Origin of the sequence: Kitasatospora sp. GP82 (assembly GCF_029892105.1) — a bacterium.
Taxonomy (GTDB): domain Bacteria; phylum Actinomycetota; class Actinomycetes; order Streptomycetales; family Streptomycetaceae; genus Kitasatospora.
Genome location: NZ_JARZAJ010000004.1, coordinates 57,232 through 81,673, shown reverse-complemented (window position 1 = coordinate 81,673; position 24,442 = coordinate 57,232). Strand labels below are relative to the sequence as shown.

Genomic DNA, 24,442 nt, shown 5'->3' with positions numbered 1-24,442 from the left:
CATGGGGCAGAATCGTGCCCATGACCGAATCCGACGGCACGCCCGACCAGGGCTCCGCCGCCCCCGAGCCGAAGTACGCCGACCGCGTCTACCGCTCAGTTCCCGGTGTCATCTCCGGTGTGCTGCTGCTCGCCGTCGCCGGATGGCTGATCATCGACGCCATGCTGACCGGCACCGGGCGTACCCCGTGGATCGCGCTCGCCGCCGCCCCGGTCTTCGCCTTCCCCGTGATCGCCTACACCCTGCGTCCCGTCGTGTACGCGAACGACCGGCGGCTGCTCGTCCGCAATCCGCTGCGCACCGTGAACGCCCCCTGGGCCTCGGTCGAGGGGCTGCGCGCCGGGTACTCGGTGGAGCTGTTCGCCGGCGGGAAGAAGTACCAGGTCTGGGCCGTCCCGGTGTCGCTCCGCCAGCGCAAGCGCGCCAACCGGGCGGTCAACAAGGCGGCGACCTTGGCCGCGTCGGGCGGCTTCGGGGAGAATGCGCGTGCCTCGGCGCAGTCCGCGCGGCCCCGGATCGGTCTGCGGCAGGGGGACTCGGACCCGACTCGCGCGTGGTCGGACCAGGTGGTCGACACCCTGCAGGAGATCGCCGAGCGCAATGCCGCGAGGCCCGACGCGGCCGGTCGGGTCGAGGTCCGCTGGTGCTGGTGGATCATCGCCCCGACGCTGCTCGGTCTGATCGTCTTCGTCACCCTGATCGCCGCGACCTGACGGTGCGTCACCCGGTCCGCCCGATCTCCCGGCAGACGCCGGCCAGGGTGGTCTCTCCCGGGCGCGCGGCTGATCACTCGCTCGGGAGCGGTCCGGCAGGTCGGTTCTGAGCCGTCGCAAGTGCCGAAGGTGACATCACCACGCGGACGGGCCCGGTGCCCCGACCCTCAGGGGTTCGGGGCACCGGGCCCGTCCGCGTGGTGGTGCGGTCAGATGCCGGCGGCAGCGGCGAGGTCGCGCTTGATGGCGTCCAGCACGGCCGCGGCCCGCTCGCGGGTGGTGGCGAGCTCGGCGGCGGTGGCTACCTGGAGGACGACCTCCAGGTAGCACTTCAGCTTGGGCTCGGTGCCCGAGGGGCGGACCACGATCCGCGCCGAACTGACGCCCTCGCCCTCCAGGTAGTAGCGCAGACCGTCGGTGGGCGGCAGATCGGCGGAACCCTCGGTCAGGTCGTCGGCCCGGGTGACCCGGAGCCCGGCCAGAACGGCCGGCGGCTGATCGCGCAGGCGCTGCATCGCGTTGGCGATCAGCGACAGGTCGTGCACCCGGACGGAGAGCTGGTCGGTGGCGTGCAGGCCGTGTTCCAGCGCCAGATCGTCCAGCAGGTCGGTCAGCGTGCGGCCGGACTGCTTGAGGGTGGCGGCGAGTTCGGCGACCATCAGGGCGGCGGTGATGCCGTCCTTGTCCCGGACACCCTCCGGGTCGACGCAGTAGCCGAGCGCCTCCTCGTAGCCGTAGCGCAGGCCGGCGGCGCGGGAGAGCCACTTGAAGCCGGTGAGCGTCTCGGTGTAGTCCAGCCCGGCGGCGGCCGCGATCCGGCCCAGCAGGGTGGAGGAGACGATGGTGGTGGCGAAGGTGCCGACGGCCTTCTTGGCGACCAGGGCCTCGCCGAGCAGCGCGCCCACGTCGTCGCCGCGCAGCATCCGCCAGCCGCCTTCGGTGCCCGCGTCGGGCACGGCCACCGCGCAGCGGTCGGCGTCGGGGTCGTTGGCGATGACGATGTCCGGGCCGACCGCGGCGGCGGTGCGGAACGCCAGGTCCATCGCGCCCGGCTCCTCCGGGTTGGGGAAGGCCACGGTCGGGAAGTCGGGGTCGGGCTCGGCCTGTTCGGCGACCACGGTGGGGGCGCGGAAGCCGGCCTTCTCGAAGGCGGCCAGCAGGACGTCCCGGCCGACGCCGTGCAGCGGCGTGTAGACGACGTCCAGGTCGCGTGCACCGCCCGCGTCGACGGTGGTGACGGCCCGGGCGAGGTAGGCGTCGATGACGTCCTCGCCGAGCACCTCCCAGCCGCTCTCGGCCCGGGGCACCTCGGTGAGCGAGCCGATGGCGTCGATCTCCTCGGCGATACCGGCGTCCGCGGGCGGGACGATCTGCGCGCCGTCGCCCAGGTAGACCTTGTAGCCGTTGTCCTGCGGCGGGTTGTGGCTGGCCGTCACGGTCACACCGGCGGCGGCGCCCAGGTGGCGGATCGCGAAGGCCAGGACGGGGGTGGGCAGCGCGCGCGGCAGCAGGGCGGCGCGCAGCCCGGCGCCGACCATCACGGCGGCGGTGTCACAGGCGAAGTCGTACGACTTGTGCCGGGCGTCGTAGCCGATCACCACCAGGTCGCCGAGCTGCTGCCGCTTCACGTAGGCGGCCAGGCCGGCGGCGGCGCGGATGACCACGGCGCGGTTCATCCGCATCGGGCCCGCGCCGAGTTCGCCGCGCAGCCCTGCGGTGCCGAACTGGAGGCGGTCGGCGAAGCGCTCGGCCAGGTGCGACCAGGCGATGCGCTCCTCGCTCTCGGCGTCGGGGCCTTCGGCGGCGGCCAGCAGCGCGGTCAGTTCCTCGCGGGTCTGCGGGTCGGGGTCCTCGGCGAGCCAGGCCCGGGCCCGGCTGAGGAGGTCGGTGGTGGATGCCTGCGCCATCGCTGCCAGCTCCATCTGAGGTCGGTGGGGTCCAGGACGCGGTGAGGCCCGGGACCGGGGAAGGTCGAGGGGAGGTCCGGGCCCCAGACAGGCCCGGGTCGGTCGACTGCCGACACGGGGCCGCCGGACCGATGACGGACGACGGGCGACGGATCGTGAGATCCGTCGCCGGTCGTCGGTCGTCGCTCCGACGGCCCCTGTCTACTGATTCTGCGTCAGGCCGGGCTCAGATCCGCTCAAGGACCTTGGCCAGCAGCGTGCCCATCCGCTCGGCGCTGGCCTTGCCGGCCTCCAGCACCTCGGCGTGGTTGAGCGGCTCGCCGGTCATACCGGCGGCCAGGTTGGTGACCAGCGAGATGCCCAGGACCTCGGCGCCGGCCTCGCGGGCGGCGATGGCCTCCAGGGTGGTGGACATGCCGACCAGCTCGCCGCCGAGCACCCGGGCCATGTTGACCTCGGCCGGGGTCTCGTAGTGCGGGCCGCGGAACTGCACGTACACGGCCTCGTCCAGCGACGGGTCGACCTCGCGGCAGAGCTCGCGCAGGCGCGGCGAGTACAGGTCCGTCAGGTCGACGAAGTTGGCGCCGACGATCGGGGAGTCCGCGGTGAGGTTGATGTGGTCGCTGATCAGGACCGGCTGGCCGGGGACCCAGCCCTGGCGCAGACCACCGCAGCCGTTGGTCAGCACGATGACCTCGCAGCCCGCCGCGGCCGCGGTGCGGACACCGTGGACCACGGTGGCCACGCCGTAGCCCTCGTAGTAGTGGTTGCGGCCGAGGAAGATCAGGGCGCGCTTGTCGCCGATCTTGACGGACCGGATGTTGCCGGAGTGGCCCGCGACCTTGGGGGCCGGGAAGCCGGGGAGCTCGGTGATCGGGAATTCGAAGTTCCCCGGGGCCGAGGGGTCGCCCAGCGCGTCGGCGGCCGGCACCCAGCCGGAGCCCATCACGAGGGCGAAGTCGTGGCGCTCGGCACCGGTCAGCTCGCGCAGGCGCGCGGCGGCGGCCTGGGCGGCGGCGTAGGGGTCGGCGGAGACGACCGACTGAGGAGTTGCGTTCACACCGCCGAGGATAGACAAGATTCGCCTACGCGCGTAGACATCCCGCCCAAGCCATGCCGGATTGTTACCCGGTTGACCGGAAACAACAGGCCACAGCCGGTTTCCGGCACCGCGGACTGTCGGAAGCTCCGAAGCCCGGGTGCTGTCCCGCACCGATCTCAGCAGGGTCGGTGCCGCAGATCCAGGACATAGTCGTCGGGCGCGCCCGCGCTCTCCGCCGCGTCCGCGATCAGCCCGAGGTAGCGGGCGGCGGGCAGCCCGCCCTCGTAGTCGTTCAGGACGTAGGTCCACACCGGGATGTCCCCGTCGAGGGTGTGGGCGCGCAGCCGGATCTTGCGGTAGATGCCGAGCTGGAGTCCCTCCCAGCGGTCGAGGCCGTCCTCGTCCATCGGCGCGACGTCGTAGAGGGAGACGAAGACCTGGTGCTTCTCGTCCTCGACCACGGTGGCCAGCGAGCCCTCCCAGCCGAGCTGTTCGCCGCCGAAGGTCAGCCGCCAGCCGTCGAGCCAGCCCGTGCCGCGCAGCGGGGAGTGGGGCGCGCGGCGGCTCATCTGCCGGGCGTCGAGGTTGGTGGCGTACGCGGCGTAGAGGGGCATGGTCGTCAGCCTACGGGAGGGCTTCGCGCGCGCAGGGGCCGGGGAGTGTTCACCGTCACATCGGATCGGAGGTGAGCACATGGCAACGCCCCCGGCGTGGCTTTGGTTCCGGCATGCGGGACAATGGTGGACGTGACTCGGATCGTGATCATCGGTGGCGGACCCGGCGGATACGAGGCAGCCCTGGTGGCTGCCCAGCTCGGCGCGGAGGTGACCGTTGTCGACCGCGACGGTCTGGGTGGATCGGCGGTGCTGACGGACTGCGTGCCGTCCAAGACTCTTATCGCCACCGCCGAGGTGATGACCACCTTCGACAACTCCTACGAGGAACTCGGCATCACCGTGGCGGACGGGGCCGCGCCGCAGGAGCGCGCAGCCCGCGTGGTCGGCGTCGACCTCGGCAAGGTCAACCGACGGGTGAAGCGCCTGGCGATCGCCCAGTCCCACGACATCACCCAGTCCGTGACCCGGGCGGGCGTGACGGTCCTTCGTGGCAAGGGCCGCCTCGGGCCCGGCGGCCAGCACGTGGACGGCTCGCGCGACGTGATCGTCGAGCGCGAGGACGGCAGTACCGAGTCGCTGCGGGCGGACGCCGTGCTGATCGCCACCGGAGCACACCCGCGCGAGCTGCCCGACGCCCAGCCGGACGGCGAGCGCATCCTCACCTGGACCCAGGTCTACGACCTGGAGGAGCTGCCGCGCGAGCTGATCGTGGTCGGCTCCGGAGTCACCGGCGCCGAGTTCGCCGGTGCCTACCAGGCGCTCGGCTCCGAGGTCACCCTGGTCTCGTCCCGCGACCGGGTGCTGCCCGGCGAGGACCCGGATGCCGCCGAGGTGCTCGAGGAGGTCTTCCGCCGCCGCGGCATGAACGTGATGAGCCGCTCGCGCGCCGAGGGCGCCAAGCGCGTCGGCGACCAGGTCGAGGTGACGCTGTCCGACGGCAAGGTTATCCGGGGCACCCACTGCCTGATGGCGGTCGGCTCGATCCCGAACACCGCCGACATGGGACTGGAGGAGGCCGGGGTCAAGCTCAACGACTGGGGCCAGATCCAGGTGGACCGGGTCTCCCGCACCAGCGCCCCCGGCGTCTACGCGGCCGGTGACTGCACCGGCGTCTTCATGCTCGCCTCGGTCGCCGCGATGCAGGGCCGGATCGCCATGTACCACGCGCTGGGCGACGCGGTGCAGCCGCTCAACCTCAAGACCGTGGCCTCCAACGTCTTCACCGACCCGGAGATCGCCACCGTCGGCTACACCGCCGCGGACGTCTCCTGCGGCAAGATGGACGCCGTCGAGGTCAAGCTGCCGCTGCGCGGCAACCCCCGGGCGAAGATGCAGGGCATCAGGGACGGCTTCGTGAAGCTGTTCTGCCGCCCCGGCACCGGCATTGTGGTCGGCGGTGTGGTGGTCGCTCCCCGAGCCAGCGAACTCATCCATTCGATCTCGCTCGCAGTGGACAACAACTTGACGGTCGAACAGGTGGCCAGTGCGTTCACCGTCTACCCGTCCGTCTCCGGCTCCACCGCCGAGGCCGCCCGGCAGCTGCACATCCGCAAGCGCGAGGTCCCGGACTCCTGAGCTGCCCAAGCGAGTTGAGGCGGCCGCCCTGGCGGCCGCCTTTTTCGTGCCGCCCGGCCGTCACCCGGGCGGCGGAGCGCTCATCGGCCTTGCTGACGGCGCGTATTGTACGGTCGCACGCTGCTCCGAGGTGAGCATTTCCCGTTACCAGGAGCAAACGCCTGAAAGCAGACGGTCATTCAGGTTACCGTCGGTTCTGTGTTTGCAGCAGAACGTCGCCAGTTGATCCTCGAAATGGTGCGGGCCAACGGAGCCGTGTCGCTCCGTGAGCTGGCCCGCGTCGTCCAGACCTCCGAAGTCACCGTACGCCGAGACGTCCGGGCCCTGGAGGCCGAAGGGCTGCTCGACCGCCGGCACGGCGGCGCGGTGCTCCCCGGCGGCTTCACCCGGGAGCCCGGCTATCCGCAGAAGACCCACCTCGCCGCGGCCGAGAAGAGCGCGATCGCCGACCTCGCGGCAAGTCTGGTCGAGGAGGGCGACGCCGTGGTCGTCGGCGCCGGCACCACGACCCAGGAGCTGGCCCGCCGCCTCGCCCGCGTCCCCGGCCTGACGGTGGTCACCAACTCGCTGCTCGTCGCCCAGGCCCTGGCGCACGCCAACCGGGTCGAGGTGGTGATGACGGGCGGCACCCTGCGCGGCTCCAACTACGCCCTGGTGGGCAGCGGGGCCGAGCAGTCGCTGCACGGCCTGCGGGTCTCCAAGGCATTCATCTCCGGCAGTGGACTGACGGCCGAGCGCGGCCTGTCCACCACCAACATGCTCTCCGCGAGCGTGGACCGGGCACTGGTGCAGTCGGCCGCCGAGGTGATCGTCCTCGCCGACCACACCAAGCTCGGCGCGGACACCATGTTCCAGACCGTGCCCACCGAGGCGATCACCCGCCTGGTCACGGACGAGCACGCGGTGGCGGAGGACCCGACCGCCCGCGAGCTGGACGCGCTGGCCGACTGCGGCGTGCAGATCGCCGTGGCACCGCTCGGCCTGCCCGGCGAGCCGCCCGTGCACCAGCCGGTACCGTCCGCCGTCATGGCCCCGCGCCGCACCGGCCCGCCGCCGGGTCCCGCCCCCCTCCCCGGCCAGCGCCGCCCGGGGGCACACGGCGGCCCAACCGGCCAACTTCCTTCCCGCCTGGCTGAATTGGGTGCGCCCCGCGTGCGGTGAGCCCTCCCGGGTGCGGGAGCGGTTCTGTGGGGCGCGGGGAACTGCGCGGCTTCTGTGGGGCGTGATCGCTGGTTTTCAGGGGCGCGGGGTTGTGCTTGATCAACTACGTGCGCGAAACCGGAAGGCGACTGCGGTCAGTCTGGCCCGGCGGGCACGTTGTACGACCTGCCAGTGGGGTGGTGCAGCGCGCCCCTGGGCGGGTTGCGTCCGGTGGGGACGCAATGCGAACGGTCCGCACGCCTTGAGGTGTGCGGACCGTCCGGTGGGTGGCGCTGGGTCAGTCCTTGATCTCGCAGAGTGCCGCGCCGCTGCTGACGCTGGCGCCGACCTCGGCCTTGAGGCCGACGATGGTGCCCGCCTTGTGGGCGTTCAGGGGCTGCTCCATCTTCATCGCCTCCAGGACGACGATGAGCTCGCCCTCGGCGACGGTCTGGCCCTCCTCGACCGCGACCTTGACGATGGTGCCCTGCATCGGTGAGGCCAGCGTGTCACCGCTGACCGCCGAGCCGGCCTTCTTCGCGCCGACCCGCCGCTTGGCCTTGCCGGCCGCCGGGGCGCCCGCGGCCGGGGCCGACGCGACACCGAGCGAGGACGGCAGCGACACCTCGATGCGCTTGCCGCCGACCTCGACGACAACGGTCTCGCGGCCCTCGGGCTCCTCGCCGTCGCCGCCCGTGCCGGTGAACGCGGGGATGGTGTTGTTGAACTCGGTCTCGATCCAGCGGGTGAAGACCGTGAACGGCTCGTCGCTGCCGGTGAGTTCGGGGGCGAAGGCCGGGTCGGTGACGACCGCCTGGTGGAAGGGGATGGCGGTGGCCATGCCCTCGACCTTGAACTCGGCCAGTGCCCGGGCGGCCCGCTGCAGGGCCTGCTTGCGGGTGGCGCCGGTGACGATCAGCTTGGCGAGCAGGGAGTCCCAGGCGGGGCCGATGACCGAGCCGGTCTCGACGCCCGCGTCCAGGCGCACGCCGGGGCCGGACGGCGCGGAGAACAGCGTCACCGTGCCGGGGGCGGGCAGGAAGTTGCGGCCCGGGTCCTCGCCGTTGATGCGGAACTCGAAGGAGTGGCCGCGCACCTCGGGGTCGTCGTAGCCCAGTTCCTCGCCGTCGGCGATCCGGAACATCTCGCGGACCAGGTCGATCCCGGTGACCTCCTCGGAGACCGGGTGCTCCACCTGCAGACGGGTGTTGACCTCCAGGAAGGAGATCAGACCGTCCTGGGCGACCAGGAACTCGCAGGTACCGGCGCCGACATAGCCCGCCTCGCGCAGGATCGCCTTGGAGGCGCGGTACAGCTCGGCGTTCTGCTCCTCGGTCAGGAACGGAGCCGGGGCCTCCTCCACCAGCTTCTGGTGGCGGCGCTGAAGCGAGCAGTCACGGGTGGAGACCACGACCACATTGCCGTGACTGTCGGCCAGGCACTGGGTCTCCACGTGACGGGGGTTGTCGAGGTAGCGCTCGACGAAGCACTCGCCACGCCCGAACGCGGCCACGGCCTCGCGGACCGCGGACTCGTACAGCTCGGGGATCTCCTCCAGCGTGCGGGCGACCTTCAGGCCGCGACCGCCTCCGCCGAACGCCGCCTTGATCGCGACCGGCAGCCCGTGCTCGGTGGCGAAGGCCACGACCTCGTCCGCGCCCGAGACCGGGTCCGGGGTGCCCGCGACCAGCGGGGCGCCCGCGCGCTGGGCGACGTGCCGAGCGGTGACCTTGTCGCCGAGGTCGCGGATGGCCTGCGGCGGCGGGCCGATCCAGATCAGCCCGGCGTCCAGGACGGCCTGGGCGAACTCGGCGTTCTCGGAGAGGAAGCCGTAGCCGGGGTGGACGGCGTCCGCACCCGAGTCGGCCGCCGCCTGCAGGACCTTGGCGATGTCGAGGTAGCTGGTGGCGGGGGTGTCGCCGCCGAGCGCGTAGGCCTCGTCGGCCGCGCGGACGTGCAGCGCGTCCCGGTCCGGTTCTGCGTACACGGCGACGCTGGCGATGCCGGCATCCTGGCAGGCCCGGGCGACGCGGACAGCGATTTCTCCGCGGTTGGCGATGAGCACCTTACGCACTGTGGCTCCCTTCTTGAACCTCGTTGAGTCTAGGGATTGCCGGGTCATACCGGCGAGTAGCCCCAGGTGGTGAGCTTGCCCACACGGAGCGTGACACTATTTCGTGATCAGTTGGGCACGGAGCGGGACGCTCCGCAGGTAGAGACGTTGCGCATGGCGATTGATGATGGCTCAAGACGGTCCGGAGCCTCTCCGGACCCGCCGTGGCCTTCGCCACAGTCGGCCCGCTGCGGGGGTCTGGCGGTTGACGTTCATGCGGCCGCCGCGGGCGCGGGGGCGGTGGCGGCCACGGTGACGTCCGAGGCGAGTTCGACCACATCGGGGCCGTACGCCGTCGGGTTGACCACCCGCAGGACCAGCGCGAAGCTGCCGTCCGTGCCGTATCTGCGGGCCAGCTTCCGGTGGTTGGCGACCAGGTAGCGCACCGCCGCGTGGTTCGAGGTGGCGGCCTGACCCGCGATCAGGAAGACCGGACGCGCGCCCCTGGCGGCGTGCAGCCGGGCCAGCAGGACGTACATCTGCCCACCGGGCACCTCGGTGTCGGGTTCGAAGCGGAACTCCTGCCCGCCGACCGAGACGGTGTCGCCGTACGGGCGGCTCCCCCCGGCGGTGTCGCCCTGCTCGGCGGTGAAGCGAACGCCCGGCAGCCAGGAGACCAGATGGGCGGCCGTCCGCTCGTTGCTGGCCGGGCCGCCCAGGCAGAACTCCGCCTTGCCGCCCAGCCCTTGACGGACCTCGTCGTGGGCCACGATCTCGGCCCGCGCACCGCACTCCTTGACCAGGGCGGCCAACTCCATCAGCGCGTACACATCGCTGCGCGACACGCTCTTCGGATCGGCCACGGCCACCCGGCGGTTGACCACCAGCAGGCACTCGGTGCCGCCGGGCATCCCGAAGAACTCCCGGACCCGCTCCAGTCGTCGGCGACGGCGCAGGGTCTGTGCCAGCCAGCCCAGGCCGGCGCTGATCGCACTGGCGACCAGTCCGAGCAGCACATTGAGCACGATGTCGGCCATCCCCCGCTCCTTTCCCGAGTTTTCCCAGTCGACGGCGGCGCCAGCCTAGCCGCCGACCTCGCCGTCGGTGGTGGATCGGAGCGACAGATGTGGGGGGCCGGTTCTGTCCGGATCCGCAACATGAATCGGAACCCGGCCTGCCACTTCCCCCGCGACCGGTCACCGTGCCGACCACGCGCCCGGGATTCCCGCAGGCGGTCACCGTGCGACAGGGCCTTCAAAATCCCGTCGGCGGCCGTCGCCGCCAGGGCAGCGGGCCCATCAGGCCCAGAGGTCGACCAGCCGGATGTCGATGTCGGCCAGCAGGCGGCGCAGCAGCGGCAGTGAGAGGCCGATGACATTGCCCGGGTCGCCGTCGATGCCTTCGATGAACGGTGCCGAGCGGCCGTCCAGCGTGAACGCTCCGGCCACGTGCAGGGGTTCGCCGGAGGCGATGTACGCGGCAACCTCGGCGTCGTCCGGGTTGCCGAAGCGGACGGTGGTGGAGGCGGTCGCGGAGGACTGCTTGCCGGTGGTGGTGTCGATGACGCAGTGGCCGGTCCGCAGCACGCCGTCCCGGCCGCGCATCGACTGCCAGCGGGCCAGTGCCTCGGCGGCGTCGGCGGGCTTGCCGAGGGCCTGGCCGTCCAGTTCGAGGACCGAGTCGCAGCCGATCACCAGCTGTCCGTCGGTGAGCCGGGCGGCGATCGCGCGAGCCTTGGCCTCGGCCAGCACCAGGGCGAGTTCGCCGGGGGTCGGCGCGGTCAGCGCGTCCTCGTCCACCCCGCTCACGATCACCTGCGGGTCCAGGCCGGCCTGGCGCAGCAGCCCGAGCCGGGCGGGGGAGGCGGAGGCGAGTACGAGGGTGCGCTTGGTCATGCGGTCAAGCCTATGCGGTCGGGCTGTGCGGCCGGCCGGGAGCGGAGTGCCGAGAGGGTTCAGGTCAGCGCCAGGACGGCGATCACCAGTATCAGCACGGCGAGCACCGGACCTGCTCGGCGCAGGCGCTCCTGCACCTGCCGGGTTTCGGACGACGGCTCGTCCCGTGGATCTGACCAGAGCACCCGTCCAGCCTGCGTCGCCCGCCGTGCCGGGCGCTTGAGTATCCGTACTCAGTTCCTTCGGATTTTTGGGCGCGCACATGACATATCCCGGCCGGGTGGGAGAACCCCACCCGGCCGCGGGTCCTGTTGCCGGTTTACCCGGCCCAGCCGGAGCTGCGCCAGGCGCCCGGTCCGTGCTGCGGGATGCGGCGCATGCGCCGGGCCCGGTCGTTCCACGTGGAGACCGGGCCGCTCGCCCGCCGGGCCGCCTCGGCAGCGGCCTGCGCTGCGGCGGCCCGGGCTGAGACCACCGCCAGGACGGTGGCGAGCTCCTCGGGGGTCGGCTGCCCGTGCAGCACCTGAATCGGAGGCATGCTCAAATCCTCTCTCTGTTCCGTCGTTCCGTCCTTTCCGGAACGCGCGCCGTCCGAAGGGCTCGAAAGGGTCTGGTTACAGCGGGATGTTGCCGTGCTTCTTGGGCGGCAGCACCTCGCGCTTGCCGCGCAGCGCGCGCAGCCCGCGCACGATGTGCCGACGGGTCTCGCTCGGCGCGATGACGGCGTCCACGTACCCGCGTTCGGCGGCCAGATAGGGGTTGAGCAGGGTGTCCTCGTAGGAGGCGAGCAGCTCGGCCCGCTTGGTGTCGGCGTTCCCGGCGGCCTCGGCTTCCGCGATCTCCCGCCGGTGCAGGATGTTGACCGCGCCCTGCGCGCCCATGACGGCGATCTGGGCGGTCGGCCAGGCGAGGTTGAGGTCCGCGCCCAGGTGCTTGGAGCCCATGACGTCGTAGGCGCCGCCGAACGCCTTGCGGGTGATCACGGTGATCAGCGGGACGGTGGCCTCGGCGTAGGCGTAGATCAGCTTGGCGCCGCGCCGGATGATGCCGTCCCACTCCTGGCCGGTGCCGGGCAGGAAGCCGGGGACGTCGACGAAGGTGAGCACCGGGATGTTGAAGGCGTCGCAGGTGCGCACGAAGCGGGCGGCCTTCTCACTGGCGGCGATGTCCAGGCAGCCGGCCAGGTCCATCGGCTGGTTGCCGACCACGCCCACCGGGTGGCCCTCGACCCGGCCGAAACCGGTGAGGATGTTGCCCGCGTACAGCGGCTGGGTCTCCAGGAACTCGCCGTCGTCCAGGATGTGCTCGATCACCGTGTGCATGTCGTACGGCTGGTTCGCCGAGTCCGGAACGAGCGTGTCGAGTTCGAGGTCCTCGTCCGTCACGGAGAGGTCGGCCTGCTCGGGGTAGGACGGCGGGTCGGAGAGGTTGTTGGAGGGCAGGTAGGAGAGCAGGTTCTTGACGTACTCCACCGCCTCCTTCTCGTCGGCGGCCAGGTAGTGCGCGTTGCCGGACTTGCTGTTGTGGGTGCGCGCGCCGCCCAGCTCCTCCATGCCGACGTCCTCACCGGTGACGGTCTTGATGACGTCCGGGCCGGTGATGAACATGTGCGAGGTCTGGTCGGCCATCACCACGAAGTCGGTGACCGCGGGGGAGTAGACCGCACCGCCCGCGCAGGGGCCCATGATCAGCGAGATCTGCGGGATGACACCCGAGGCGTGCACATTGCGGCGGAAGATCTCGCCGTACAGGCCGAGCGAGACCACGCCCTCCTGAATGCGGGCGCCGCCGGAGTCGTTGATGCCGATGATCGGGCAGCCGGTCTTCAGGGCGAAGTCCATCACCTTGACGATCTTCTCGCCGAAGACCTCGCCCAGTGAACCGCCGAAGACGGTGAAGTCCTGGGCGAAGACGGCCACCTGCCGTCCGTCGACCGTGCCGTAGCCGGTGACCACGCCGTCGCCGTACGGCCGGTTCTTCTCCTGGCCGAAGTTGATGGAGCGGTGGCGCGCGAACTCGTCGAACTCCACGAAGGAGTCCTCGTCCAGGAGTTCGGCAACCCGCTCACGGGCCGTCAACTTGCCCTTGGCGTGCTGCTTCTCGACCGCGGCGGCGGAGCCGGAGTGCACCGCCTCGTCCAGCCTGCGCCGCAGGTCGGCGAGCTTTCCGGCGGTGGTGTGCGGGTCGTACGGCGCCTCGGTCATCCGGTGGCTCTCCCTGGTCCATGGGCCGCGACCTGTTCAGTACTACGCGTGAGAATGCGTGAGGGCAGGGCGGCGCTGCGAACTACCGTTGGGTAGCGTAGCCAGCGCGGGCGGCTTCCGGTTATGGCCAGCGACACAGTGTGTTCATCGGAGTTTCTGCGGGACTATAGGGCGGCCTACGGCCACCTTCCCCAGGCCAAGGACGAGTCTGCCAGGGGCAGGGGGCGACTTTTCAGGGGCGCGGGGCCGTGCTTGATCAACTACGTGCGCGAAACCGGAAGGCGTCGGGCCCGCACTGGCCTCCGGCGGGAAGCTGCACCACCTCACTGGAACGTCACGAGATGCAAGTGGCCCACCGGGCCCGGCTGACCGCAGCCACCTTCCGAATCGCGCAGTTCCCCGCGCCCCTAAAGGCATCAGAGGCTCACCCTTGCTCCTGGAAGGCAGCTCCTCGGGTCTGGCGGGTTCCGGCGGTGTCCAGCGCGCTGTGGGAGGGCCGCCGTCGGTACGCTGGCCAGGTGACCGAGCCCACCCGCCCCCGCCGCAGCGGCCTGCGTGGCTTCGGCCACGACGGACCGTCCCCCTGGACCGACCTCGACCGCCCGCCGCTGGACAGTGCCCGGCTCCGCCGGGACCTCGTCCTCCCGGGCGGGTTCTGGACCGCCCTGGACGTGGTGACCGAGACCGGCTCCACCAACACCGACCTCGCCGCCCGCGCGAAGGAGGGCGAAGCCGAGGGCGCCGTGCTGGTCGCCGAGGCGCAGAACGCGGGGCGCGGCCGGCTCGAACGGCAGTGGAGCGCCCCCGCCCGCTCCGGCCTGTTCCTCTCCATGCTGCTGCGCCCGGCGGCCGTCCCGGTCGAGCGGTACGGCTGGCTGCCGATCCTGGTCGGCGTCGCGGCCGCGACGACCCTCGGACGGGTGGCCGAGATCGAGGTCGGCCTGAAGTGGCCCAACGACCTGCTGGTCACCGTGGACGGTGCGGAGCGCAAGCTGGGCGGCATCCTCACCGAGCTCAGCGGCGGTGCGGTGATCGCCGGTCTCGGCGTCAACGTCTCCCTGCGCGAACCCGAACTGCCCGTTCCCACCGCCGCCTCGCTGACCCTCGCCGGTGCCAAGGTGGCCGACCGGGAGACGCTGCTGCGGGCGCTGCTGCGAGAGTTCGCCGAGCTGTACGGGGAGTGGGTGGCGGCCTCGGGCGACCCGCACGCCAGCGGACTGCTGCCCGCCTACGCGGGCCGCTGCACGACCCTGGGCCGGCCTGTCCGGGTCCAACTCCCGGGCGGGCGCGAGCTGGTCGGCGAGGCGGTGGCCGTGGACGGCGACGGCCGCCTGGTGGTCCGTACCCCGGACGGCAACCGCACCCCCGTCGCGGCCGGGGACGTCGTGCATGTACGGCCCGAGCAGGGCTGACCGGCACCGTCGCACCGGCTCCGACGTGGCCCTGATGTGGTGCCGTCCCGGCCGGATGCCCCGGATTGCGTGATTCCGTGCGAACATTCCACCTGGCAGCGGTGTGAGGCGCGCCACTACCTGCGCGGTGGTCGGGGCGCCCCTGGACAGGCAGGACGAGAGGCAAGTGCGGCAACCGCACGGGGATGGACCGGTGGTAGGCGAAAGCGTCGGCGGGAACAACGGGAACGACGGCAACGGCGGCGAGCCGGAACCGGACGCTCAGACGGTCGCGTTGGATCTCGAACGGCTGATCCTCGATGCGCCACGCCGGTACACGCCCTATCAGGCAGCCCGCGCCGCCGATGTTCCGATGGAGGTGGCCACCCGCTTCTGGCGGGCCATGGGCTTCCCGGACATCGGCCAGTCCCGGGCCCTGACCGACGGTGATGTGATCGCGCTGCGGCGGCTCGCCGGCCTGGTCGAGTCGGGCCTGCTCAGCGAGTCGATGGCGGTGCAGGTCGCCCGTTCCACCGGGCAGACCACGGCGCGGCTGGCCGGCTGGCAGATGGACACCTTCCTGGAGAACCTCACCCAGTCCATCGAGCCCGGTATGACCAGGGCGGACGTCGCCTATCCGCTGGTCGAGCTGCTGCTGCCGGAGCTGGAGCAGTTCCTGGTGTACGTCTGGCGGCGCCAACTGGCCGCCGTCACCGGCCGGGTGGTACAGGCCGCCGAGGACACCGAGATGACCAGCGGCCGCCTCGCCGTCGGCTTCGCCGACCTGGTCGGCTTCACCCGCCTCTCCCGCCGGCTGGAGGAGGAGGAGCTCGGCACCCTGGTCGAGAGCTTCGAGAACACCTGCTCCGATCTGATCGCCGGATTCGGCGGCCGGGTGATCAAGACCCTGGGCGACGAGATCCTGTACGTCTCCGAGGACCCGGCCACCGCCGCCGAGATCGCGCTCAGCCTGGTCGAGGCACTCGCCAAGGAGGACACCATCCCCGCGGTGCGGGTCGGGATGGCCTTCGGCACCGTCACCTCGCGGATGGGCGACGTCTTCGGCACCACCGTCAACCTGGCCAGCCGCCTCACTTCGATCGCGCCCAAGGACGCGGTACTGGTGGACGGCGAGTTCGCGGCGGCGCTGGAGCTGAACGGCGCGGTGCCACCGTCCGTCTCCGGGGCGGTGGACGGCTCCGGGGAGCACCCGGCCGGGGCCGACGTCCCCGAGCACCGCTTCCATCTGCAGCCGATGTGGCGCCGGCCGGTGCGCGGGCTCGGGCTGGTCGAGCCCTGGCTGCTCAGCCGTCACGTCCACGACTTCTGAGCCCGACCTCGGGGGCACGGGCGCGGTTGCGACGGTGAGGGCATCGGATTCGCACACATTCGCCTTGACAAATGGGGCAAAGTCTCAGCAAAGGGCCATAACCTTGGTCCAGGGTGGCAGTCCTCGGCAATCCGGGGCAGGCCATGGCGAGTCGTGGCAGGCCGGGGCGGCACAGGATGGCATGGGGCGGGTCCGTGGCAGGTCGAGGCACCAGGGATGAGGCGGAGCCGGTGAGCGAGGCGACCATGACGGAACCGGTGAACGTATCCGTACCTCCGGCCCTCGACCCGCGCCTGCAGGCCGTCGTCGAGCTGGCCCAGGACATGGCGGCGGCCCTCACCCCGCTGGATGCCGTCCGCGCCGCCACCGCCCGCTCCACCACCGCGCTCGGCGCGACCATGGCCGCCATCTCCGTCTGGGACCGCGAATCGGGCCGGCTGCGGGTGCTGGTCAACCACGGTGACCTGGCGCCGGGCGAGGAGGAGCAGCCCGAGGACGAGTCCTACCCGGTCGCGGACTTCCCCGAGATCGTGACCTATCTCGAAGAGCACTGGACCACCGGCCGGTTGCCGCGCGCCTGGGTGCAGACCGCCGAGAACCTCACCCCGCACTCCGCCCACGCGCACCCGGGCTCCGGCGCGTTCTGCCAGGAGCGCGCCGCCGGACTGCGCCGACGCGGGCGTGAGTGCTGCCTGGTCGCGCCGATCGTGCTGCACGGCCAGGCCTGGGGCGAGCTCTATCTGGCCAGGGCGGTCGGTCTGGCGGTCTTCAGCGACGCGGACGCCGACTACGCGACCCTGCTCGCCGCCCAGATCTCCGCCGGACTCGCCCAGACCGAGCGCCTCGCCGACCTGCGCCGGCTCGCCTTCACCGACCCGCTCACCGGCCTGGCCAACCGCCGCGCCGTGGACGCCCGGCTGGAGAGCGCACTGGCGGCCCACAACCGCGACAACACCGTGGTCAGCCTGGTGGTCTGTGACGTCAACGGCCTCAAGCGGGTCAACGACCGGCTCGGCCACGAGGTCGGCGACCGATTGCTGGAACGATTCGCCCACCAGCTCTCGCTCGCCGCCGCCAAGCTCCCCGGCAGCCTCGCCGCCAGGCTCGGCGGCGACGAGTTCTGCCTGCTCGCCGAGGGGCAGAAGGCCGACGAGGTGGTCGCGGTCGCGGAGGAGCTGTGCGTCCGCGCGCTGGCGCTGGCCGACGGCGAGGGCGTCGCCTGCGGGGTGGCCTCCACCGGCGACTCGATCGGCCCGGTCACCACCTCCGACCGGCTGTTCCGCCTCGCCGACGCCGCCCAGTACCGGGCCAAGGCCGCCCGGGCTGCCCATCCCGTGGTCGCCGGGCGCAGCCACGGCCCCGGCTTCGCCCCCGACCCGACCGTGCTGCTCGCCGACTCCGCCGACCCGCACCACCGCGCCGACGGCCGTCGCCCCGGCCTGGGCCGCGCCGGGTTCGGCGACCGCCGCCGCTTCCGGGGTGCCGCCCACAGCGCCGACCCGGGGCAGCTGCTCGCCGTCGTCCTCGCCTCGCTCGACCAGCACGGCACGCTCCGCACCAACCACCACGCCGACACCCTCAGCAGACTGGTCACCGTCGCCGAGACCACCGCCCGACTGCTGGACGCGGTCGGCTGGTGGGTCTCCTACGTGCCACCCGGCTCGCAGCTGATGCGCACCGCCCAGTACGCCGTCTACCGGATGACCAGCGGGCCGACCAGCAGCGGTGCCGAGACCCAGCGGGCCCAGATCGAGGCACCGGACGCCGTCTTCGACCTCGGCCACTACCCGCTCACCCGCCGGGCCGTACGCGGCGGTGCCTTCGCCCTGCGCTCCGGCGCCGCCGGGAACGACCCGGCGGAGGAGGCGATGATGGTGGTCAGCGGTTACAAGGGGATGGTCGCGGCGGGTGGCGGCAACGCGGCGGGCGGCTGGCTGATCGAGCTCTTCGCGGACGAGTCCACCCTGCCGCTCGGCCAGGTGGCCGCGGCGCTGCGGGCCCTGGTTGCGGTCGCCCTCTCGGGCCCGGCCTCCCCGCCGCCCTGAGCCTGTCACAACTGCGGGCCGGAGTAGGACAGTTGGTACTGCCGCCCGACCGCAGGGGCCGGGCGGGAACGGGGGTTGTGATGCGAACATGTGCTGCATCTGTCCGCAGTGCGATGGGTTTCAGCCGGGTGATGAGGCGGATCTTCGGCCGGGAGGTGCGGAGCGTCGGAGTGACCGTGTGCACTGTCAGTGGCGTGTGGCGTGGTGACCATCGCCGACCGGAGGGGGTGTTCGGCGTCTTCAACGACGACCACACGGTCCTGCGCGACAGCCTCGTGAACGGGAACACCTCCGGCACCGGGACCTCCGGCACCAGCGCGGGCTGCGTCTGGACGAACACCCAGTTCCGTGTCCTCCGGGACTCCGCGATCGTCGACAACCATCCCACCAACTGCACCGGCAGCCCGATCGCCGTCAGCTTCTGCACCAACTGAGCCTTCGGCGGCGCTGAGCGCCGTACGGCTGCCGCCCGTGGCAGGGGCTCCTCAGACCACCCGGTCCGGGCGGGTGTAGACGTTGGCGCTCTGCCCGCGCAGGAAGCCGACAAGGGTGAGGCCGAGATCCTCGGCCAGATCCACCGCGAGCGAGGACGGCGCCGAGACGGCGGCCAGCAGCGGTAGGCCCGCCAGTGCCGCCTTCTGCGTCAACTCGAACGAGGCGCGGCCGCTGACCAGCAGCAGATGCCCGGTCAGCGGCAGCCGCCCCTCGCGCAGGGCCCAGCCGATCACCTTGTCCACCGCGTTGTGCCGCCCCACGTCCTCGCGGGCGCAGAGCAGTTCACCGCTCGGTGCGAACAGCCCGGCGGCGTGCAGGCCGCCGGTGGACTCGAAGGTCCGCTGCGCCGCACGCAGGCGGTCGGGCAGCGCGTACAGCAGCTCGGGGGAGACCGTGAGCGGGTCCTGGTCGAGCGGGTGGCGGATGTGCATCCGTACCGCGTCGACGGTGTCCCGGCCGCAGAGGCCGCAGGCGCTGGTGGTCAGCAGGTTGCGGTGGCTGGAGAGGGCGGTGGCGGCCCCGCGTACGGTGGCGTCCACCACGTTGTAGCTGTTCTCCCCGTTGTCGTCCGTCCCGGCGCAGTAGCGCAGTGCGGCCAGCTGCTCACCGCGCTCCACCATCCCCTCGCCCACCAGGAACCCGGCCACCAGGTCGAAGTCGTGTCCGGGCGTCCTCATGGTCACCGTCAGCGCCTCCCCGCCGACCCGGATCTCCAGTGGCTCCTCCGCCGCGAGCGCATCCGGCCGCGCCCCCCGCTCGTCCCCGCGCAGCCGTACCACCCGTCGCCGCACCGTCGCCCGTGCCATCCCCGGCCGCCTCCCGCTCGCTGTTCCGCCCCCAGCCTGCGTCATCCGCCCGGAGTACGGGAAATCCGCCCTCGGCTGCCGGCCGGTCGGACCCGCAGCTCCCGGGCAGAGTGGTCGTGACGGGGAGGCCGGCCGGAAGGTTCGGCGGAATCAACGGTTGTCATATCTTCATTCACCTGGTGTGATTGTGTATATGGATATGCACAGTGCTGTGGCCCCCGATGCGCCGCTCGTGCTGGTCGGCAAGGCCGACGTCAGCGCCGAGGACGTGCTTGCCGTCGCGCGGGGCAATGCCCGGGTCGAGATCGGACCGGATGCGCTCGCCGAGATGGCAGGCTCCCGCGCTCGGATTGATGCTCTCGCGGCCGAGCCGCGTCCCGTCTACGGCGTCTCCACCGGCTTCGGTGCGCTCGCCGTCCGGCACATCAGCCCCGAGCTGCGGGCGCAGCTCCAGCGTTCGCTGGTCCGCTCGCACGCCGCGGGGATGGGCCCGACGGTGGAGCGCGAGGTGGTCCGCGCGCTGATGTTCCTGCGGATGAAGACCCTGGCCTCCGGACGTACGGGTGTGCGTCCGCTGGTCGCCCAGACCATGGCCGCCATCCTCAACGCGGGCATCACGCCCGTGGTGCGGGAGTTCGGCTCGCTCGGCTGCTCCGGCGACCTGGCGCCGCTCTCGCACTGCGCACTCGTCCTGATGGGCGAGGGCACCGCCTTCGGCCCCGACGGGGTGGAGAAGCCCGCCGCCGAACTCCTGGGCGCCGCCGGGATCGAGCCGGTCGAGCTGCTGGAGAAGGAGGGCCTGGCCCTCATCAACGGCACCGACGGCATGCTCGGCATGCTGGTGATGGCCATCGCCGACCTGACCCGCCTGTTCACCACGGCCGACATCACCGCCGCGATGAGCCTGGAGGCGCTGCTCGGCACCGACAAGGTGCTCGCCCCCGAGCTGCACGCCCCGATCCGCCCGCACCCCGGCCAGACGCTCAGCGCCGCCAATATGCTCGCCGTCCTCAAGGGCTCCGGGCTGACCGGGCACCACCAGGACGACGCTCCGCGCGTCCAGGACGCCTACTCGATCCGCTGCGCCCCGCAGGTGGCCGGCGCGGGCCGGGACACCCTGGCGCACGCCCAGCTGGTGGCCTCGCGCGAGCTGGCCGCCTCGGTGGACAACCCGGTGGTGCTGCCCGACGGCCGGGTGGAGTCGAACGGCAACTTCCACGGCGCCCCGGTCGCGTACGTGCTGGACTTCCTCGCCATCGCCGCCGCCGACCTCGGTTCGATCTCCGAGCGCCGCACCGACCGGCTGCTCGACAAGGCCCGCTCGCACGGCTTGCCGGCCTTCCTGGCCGACGACCCGGGCGTGGACTCCGGCCTGATGATCGCCCAGTACACCCAGGCCGCCCTGGTCAGCGAGAACAAGCGCCTCGCCGTCCCGGCCTCGGTGGACTCGATCCCGTCCTCCGCGATGCAGGAGGACCATGTCTCGATGGGCTGGTCCGCCGCCCGCAAGCTGCGCCAGGCCGTGGACAACCTGGGGCGGATCCTCGCCGTCGAACTGACCGCCGCCGCCCGTGCGCTGGAGATCCGTACGGACAACGGCAGCGGCCCGACCGCTCCCGGCACCGCCGCCGCGGTGACCGCCGCCCGCGAGGCCGGTGTCGGTGGACCAGGTCGGGACCGCTTCCTCGCTCCCGACCTGGAGGCCGCCGCCGCGCTGGTCGCCTCGGGTGAGCTGGTCCGTGCGGTCGAGCAGGTCACCGGACCGCTCGCCTGACAGTCCTGGGCAGTCGGGTACGTCAACAGGGGCGCGGGACTCTGTCTGACCAACTGCGTGCGCGCAGCGGAAGGTGACTGCCTTCAGCCGGGCCCGGTGGGCCAGTTGCACCTCGTAAGCCTCGGTGGGGCGGTGCAACTGGCTCTACGGAGGCCAGGTAGGGGCTCGTTGCCTTCCGATTCGCGCACGCAGTTGGTCAGACAGAGCCCCGCGCCCCCAACGGCCTTCGGCCGTTGCCCCTGGCGGCCCGTCCGCTGTTCGATACGTCGTTGCCCCGCCTGGCAGGACTGCGCCACAGTCGTCCCAGCCGCCATGGCCAAAGGCGTGCGCTGCAACCAAGCTCGGAGGTACCGCTGATGACCGCCATGGACGAGACCGGCACCGTCGGCCCCTCCTCCCGACTGCTCCAGCTCTTCGAGGGCCACCGGCTCACACCGACCCAGCGCCGGATCGCGCACTCGCTGGTCAGGCACGCCACCGAGGCGCCGTTCCTCTCCAGCGTCGAGGTGGCCGAGCTCGCCGGGGTCAGCCAGCCCTCGGTGACCCGCTTCGCCGTCGCGCTCGGCTTCGACGGCTACCCGGCGCTGCGCAAGCAGCTGCGTGAACTCGGCGCGGGCGAGCCGTCCGCACCCGAGACACCCGCCGACGTGGTCCGCAACGAGCACCAGCAGGCCGTACTCGCCGAGATCGAGCATCTGCGCCACCTCGCCGAACTGCTCGCCGACCCCGAGCCGATCGTCCGGGCCGCCCGGCTGCTGGCCGCCTCCCGCCCGCTGCCCGTCCTCGGCCTGCGCGCCGCCTCCGCCCAGGCCAGGGGCTTCGCGTACTTCGCGGCCAAGGTGCACCCGGACATCCGGCTGCTGGACGAGGGCGGCAGCATGCTCGCCGACCGTCTCGAACAGGCTGCCGCGGCCGGTGCCACCGCGCTGCTCTGCTTCGCCCTGCCGCGCTACCCGCGCGAACTGATGGACGCGCTCGCCGTCGCCCGTGACTGCGGCCTGACCGTCCTCACCGTCGCCGACAGCGCCTTCGCTCCGGTTGCCAAGCTCTCCGACCTCCTGCTCCCGGCCGCCGTCGGCACCGGTCTGGTCTTCGACACCGCCTGTGCGCCGATGATGCTCGGCCGGGTGCTGATGCAGGCAATGTGTGACGAACTCCCGGGCGCGGAAGCCCGGTTGGAGGCGATCGAGCAGTCGGCGACGGCCCGGGGATTGTTCCTCGAATAGCTCCTGGGGAGTTGCTGACGGCCCGTGAGCGGGCATCCCATCAACAGGCCCCGGTGCAGGGGCTCGACGGGGGTGTCCGCCATGCGTCCGATCCATCAGATGAGACTGACCGGCCGGCTCGCCTCGGGGGCCGACGAGTGGTCCTGCCCGACCTGCGGGCGGCGCATCGCGCTGCGCCGCCCGCCCGACCCCGAGCTGACCGTTCTGGAGACCGGTGACGAGTCGGCCGTCCATGTCGGCGTCATCGAACCGAACGCGGCTGCCGCGGCCGCCGCCGAGAAGTACGGCCTGGGCCCGATCCAGGAGGTTCCGCGCCCGCCCCGCCCCACCGCCCCGGATGCCGAGGACCGCGCCTGGCTCGCCGAGATCGGTATCGACTGGGACGGTGACGCGGTGGCCTGAGCGGTCGAGTCGCGGCGGTGTCCGGGGTCGGCCACGCTCCTTTACGGGACTGGTATTCAGGGGTCTGGTCGCCGCCGGACTGTTTGGATATATTCAGTCTCGTCAAGGTTGAATGAATCCATCCGCAAGGAGGCCGGAAGCATGGTGCAGCAGCAGGCGGGCAGTGGTCCGCGTGAGGTGCGTGCGGCGCGTGGGACGCAGCTGACCGCGCAGGGCTGGCAGCAGGAAGCCGCTATGCGGATGCTCATGAACAACCTCGACCCCGAGGTTGCCGAGCACCCGTCCAAGCTGGTCGTCTACGGCGGCACCGGCAAGGCGGCCCGCGACTGGCGCTCGTACGACGCGATGGTCCGCACGCTCCAGACCCTGAAGCAGGACGAGACCATGCTGGTCCAGTCCGGCCGTCCGGTCGGTGTGATGCAGACGCACGAGTGGGCGCCGCGCGTGCTGATCGCCAACTCCAACCTGGTCGGCGACTGGGCCAACTGGGAGGAGTTCCGGCGGCTGGAGAGCCTCGGGCTCACCATGTACGGGCAGATGACCGCCGGGTCCTGGATCTACATCGGCACCCAGGGCATCCTCCAGGGCACCTACGAGACCTTTGCCGCCGTCGCCGCCAAGAAGTTCAACGGCTCGCTGGCGGGCACCATCACCCTGACCGCCGGTCTCGGCGGCATGGGCGGCGCCCAGCCGCTGGCCGTCACCATGAACGGCGGCGTGGCGATCTGCATCGACTGCGACCCGTCCCGCATCTCCCGCCGGATCGAGCACCGCTACCTCGACGTGGAGGCCAAGGACCTGGCCCACGCGCTGGAGCTGGCCACCGCCGCCCGCGACAAGAAGCAGCCGCTCTCCATCGGCGTGCTCGGCAACGCCGCCGAGATCTTCCCGCAGCTGCTGGCGATGGACGCCCCGATCGACATCGTCACCGACCAGACCAGCGCCCACGACCCGCTGAGCTACCTGCCGATCGGCGTGGCCTTCGAGGACATGGCGGACTACGCGACGGCCAAGCCCGCCGAGTTCACCCAGCGCTCGCGCGAGTCGATGGCCAAGCACGTCGAGGCGATGGTCGGCTTCCAGGACGCGGGCGCCGAGGTCTTCGACTACGGAAACTCGATCCGCGGCGAGGCCCAACTGGCCGGTTACGACCGGGCGTTCGCCTTCCCTGGCTTCGTCCCGGCGTACATCCGCCCGCTATTCTGCGAGGGCAAGGGCCCGTTCCGCTGGGCTGCGCTCTCCGGCGATCCGCAGGACATCGCGAAGACCGACAAGGCCGTGCTCGACCTCTTCCCGGAGAACGAGTCGCTGCACCGCTGGATCAAGATGGCCCAGGAGAAGGTGCACTTCCAGGGCCTCCCGGCGCGCATCTGCTGGCTCGGCTACGGCGAGCGCGACAAGGCCGGCGAGCGCTTCAACGACATGGTCGCCTCGGGTGAGCTCTCCGCGCCGATCGTGATCGGCCGCGACCACCTCGACTGCGGCTCGGTCGCCTCCCCCTACCGCGAGACCGAGGCGATGCTGGACGGTTCGGACGCCATCGCCGACTGGCCGCTGCTCAACGCCATGGTCAACGTCGCCTCCGGCGCGTCCTGGGTCTCCATCCACCACGGCGGCGGCGTCGGCATCGGCCGCTCGATCCACGCCGGTCAGGTCACGGTCGCCGACGGTACGGCGCTCGCCGGCGAGAAGATCCGCCGGGTGCTCACCAACGACCCGGGCATGGGTGTCATCCGGCACGTCGACGCCGGCTACGACCGCGCGGTCGAGGTCGCGGACGAACGCGGCGTTCGCGTCCCGATGGGCGAGCTGTGACCGACACTTTCG

The 24,442-nt window shown here is 71.8% G+C and carries 20 protein-coding genes and 1 pseudogene; 11 read left to right on the top strand and 10 right to left on the bottom strand.

Annotation, left to right across the window (positions count from 1 at the left end):
- Positions 1–20: 20 nt before the first annotated feature.
- Positions 21–713: a PH domain-containing protein gene (locus P3T39_RS05280; protein ID WP_280696162.1), complete on the top strand. Its 693-nt coding sequence runs from the start codon at positions 21–23 to the stop codon at positions 711–713.
- Positions 714–922: 209 nt separating this feature from the next.
- On the opposite strand, the gene P3T39_RS05275 is transcribed toward P3T39_RS05280, so the two are convergent.
- The 3 genes from P3T39_RS05275 to P3T39_RS05265 form a co-directional block, all read right to left on the bottom strand.
- Positions 923–2,620, bottom strand: a complete 1,698-nt coding sequence (locus P3T39_RS05275) for a phospho-sugar mutase (RefSeq protein WP_280696161.1) — start codon at positions 2,618–2,620, stop codon at positions 923–925.
- Positions 2,621–2,846: 226 nt separating this feature from the next.
- Positions 2,847–3,680: a purine-nucleoside phosphorylase gene (locus P3T39_RS05270; RefSeq protein ID WP_280696160.1), complete on the bottom strand. Its 834-nt coding sequence runs from the start codon at positions 3,678–3,680 to the stop codon at positions 2,847–2,849.
- Positions 3,681–3,838: 158 nt separating this feature from the next.
- The gene (locus tag P3T39_RS05265) at positions 3,839–4,276 is read right to left on the bottom strand and encodes a gamma-glutamylcyclotransferase (protein ID WP_280696159.1); all 438 of its coding nucleotides are present in this window, start codon (positions 4,274–4,276) and stop codon (positions 3,839–3,841) included.
- 123 nt (positions 4,277–4,399) lie between these two features.
- On the opposite strand from P3T39_RS05265, the gene P3T39_RS05260 reads away from it, so the two are divergent.
- Together P3T39_RS05260 and P3T39_RS05255 are read left to right on the top strand one after the other, a co-directional pair.
- Positions 4,400–5,854 carry an NAD(P)H-quinone dehydrogenase gene (locus tag P3T39_RS05260; protein ID WP_280696158.1) on the top strand — a complete coding sequence of 485 codons (1,455 nt, stop codon included), beginning with the start codon at positions 4,400–4,402 and terminating at the stop codon, positions 5,852–5,854.
- 198 nt (positions 5,855–6,052) lie between these two features.
- Entirely contained in the window at positions 6,053–7,015 is a 963-nt protein-coding gene (locus tag P3T39_RS05255; RefSeq protein WP_280696157.1) for a DeoR/GlpR family DNA-binding transcription regulator, read from the top strand.
- Positions 7,016–7,292: 277 nt separating this feature from the next.
- On the opposite strand, the gene P3T39_RS05250 is transcribed toward P3T39_RS05255, so the two are convergent.
- The 6 genes from P3T39_RS05250 to P3T39_RS05225 form a co-directional block, all read right to left on the bottom strand.
- Complete coding sequence (locus P3T39_RS05250; RefSeq protein WP_280696156.1) at positions 7,293–9,068, bottom strand: biotin carboxylase N-terminal domain-containing protein; 1,776 nt, start codon at positions 9,066–9,068, stop codon at positions 7,293–7,295.
- A gap of 251 nt (positions 9,069–9,319) precedes the next feature.
- Positions 9,320–10,084: a hypothetical protein gene (locus tag P3T39_RS05245; protein WP_280696155.1), complete on the bottom strand. Its 765-nt coding sequence runs from the start codon at positions 10,082–10,084 to the stop codon at positions 9,320–9,322.
- 261 nt (positions 10,085–10,345) lie between these two features.
- Entirely contained in the window at positions 10,346–10,942 is a 597-nt protein-coding gene (locus P3T39_RS05240) for a nucleoside triphosphate pyrophosphatase (protein WP_280696154.1), read from the bottom strand.
- A gap of 59 nt (positions 10,943–11,001) precedes the next feature.
- On the bottom strand, positions 11,002–11,127 hold the full coding sequence (locus P3T39_RS05235) for a hypothetical protein (RefSeq protein ID WP_280696153.1): 126 nt from the start codon (positions 11,125–11,127) through the stop codon (positions 11,002–11,004).
- A 134-nt stretch (positions 11,128–11,261) separates the two neighbouring features.
- The gene (locus P3T39_RS05230; protein WP_280696152.1) at positions 11,262–11,480 is read right to left on the bottom strand and encodes an acyl-CoA carboxylase subunit epsilon; all 219 of its coding nucleotides are present in this window, start codon (positions 11,478–11,480) and stop codon (positions 11,262–11,264) included.
- Between the two features lie 76 nt (positions 11,481–11,556).
- Positions 11,557–13,146, bottom strand: coding sequence for an acyl-CoA carboxylase subunit beta (locus tag P3T39_RS05225; RefSeq protein ID WP_280696151.1), 1,590 nt, complete (start codon positions 13,144–13,146; stop codon positions 11,557–11,559).
- A gap of 518 nt (positions 13,147–13,664) precedes the next feature.
- On the opposite strand from P3T39_RS05225, the gene P3T39_RS05220 reads away from it, so the two are divergent.
- The 4 genes and pseudogenes from P3T39_RS05220 to P3T39_RS05205 all read left to right on the top strand — a co-directional run bounded on the left by P3T39_RS05220 (position 13,665) and on the right by P3T39_RS05205 (position 18,346).
- On the top strand, positions 13,665–14,558 hold the full coding sequence (locus P3T39_RS05220; protein ID WP_280696150.1) for a biotin--[acetyl-CoA-carboxylase] ligase: 894 nt from the start codon (positions 13,665–13,667) through the stop codon (positions 14,556–14,558).
- Between the two features lie 193 nt (positions 14,559–14,751).
- Entirely contained in the window at positions 14,752–15,867 is a 1,116-nt protein-coding gene (locus tag P3T39_RS05215; protein ID WP_280696149.1) for an adenylate/guanylate cyclase domain-containing protein, read from the top strand.
- Between the two features lie 323 nt (positions 15,868–16,190).
- A pseudogene (locus tag P3T39_RS05210) lies at positions 16,191–17,216 on the top strand (sensor domain-containing diguanylate cyclase); the annotation flags it as partial.
- An 872-nt stretch (positions 17,217–18,088) separates the two neighbouring features.
- A complete protein-coding gene (locus tag P3T39_RS05205; protein ID WP_280696148.1) occupies positions 18,089–18,346 on the top strand; it encodes a hypothetical protein in 258 nt (85 codons plus the stop codon).
- A gap of 51 nt (positions 18,347–18,397) precedes the next feature.
- Here P3T39_RS05205 and fdhD read toward each other — a convergent pair whose 3' ends face one another.
- Complete coding sequence (gene fdhD / locus P3T39_RS05200; RefSeq protein WP_280696147.1) at positions 18,398–19,213, bottom strand: formate dehydrogenase accessory sulfurtransferase FdhD; 816 nt, start codon at positions 19,211–19,213, stop codon at positions 18,398–18,400.
- Between the two features lie 199 nt (positions 19,214–19,412).
- Between fdhD and hutH the strand changes: the two genes are divergently transcribed.
- The 4 genes from hutH (at position 19,413) to hutU (ending at position 24,430) form a co-directional block, all read left to right on the top strand.
- Positions 19,413–20,987, top strand: coding sequence for a histidine ammonia-lyase (gene hutH, locus P3T39_RS05195; protein ID WP_280696371.1), 1,575 nt, complete (start codon positions 19,413–19,415; stop codon positions 20,985–20,987).
- Positions 20,988–21,343: 356 nt separating this feature from the next.
- Positions 21,344–22,213, top strand: a complete 870-nt coding sequence (locus P3T39_RS05190) for a MurR/RpiR family transcriptional regulator (RefSeq protein WP_280696146.1) — start codon at positions 21,344–21,346, stop codon at positions 22,211–22,213.
- A 99-nt stretch (positions 22,214–22,312) separates the two neighbouring features.
- Positions 22,313–22,615 (top strand): hypothetical protein, encoded by a 303-nt coding sequence (locus tag P3T39_RS05185; protein WP_280696145.1) that lies wholly within the window; start codon positions 22,313–22,315, stop codon positions 22,613–22,615.
- A gap of 141 nt (positions 22,616–22,756) precedes the next feature.
- Complete coding sequence (gene hutU, locus P3T39_RS05180) at positions 22,757–24,430, top strand: urocanate hydratase (protein ID WP_280696144.1); 1,674 nt, start codon at positions 22,757–22,759, stop codon at positions 24,428–24,430.
- Positions 24,431–24,442 lie beyond the last annotated feature (12 nt).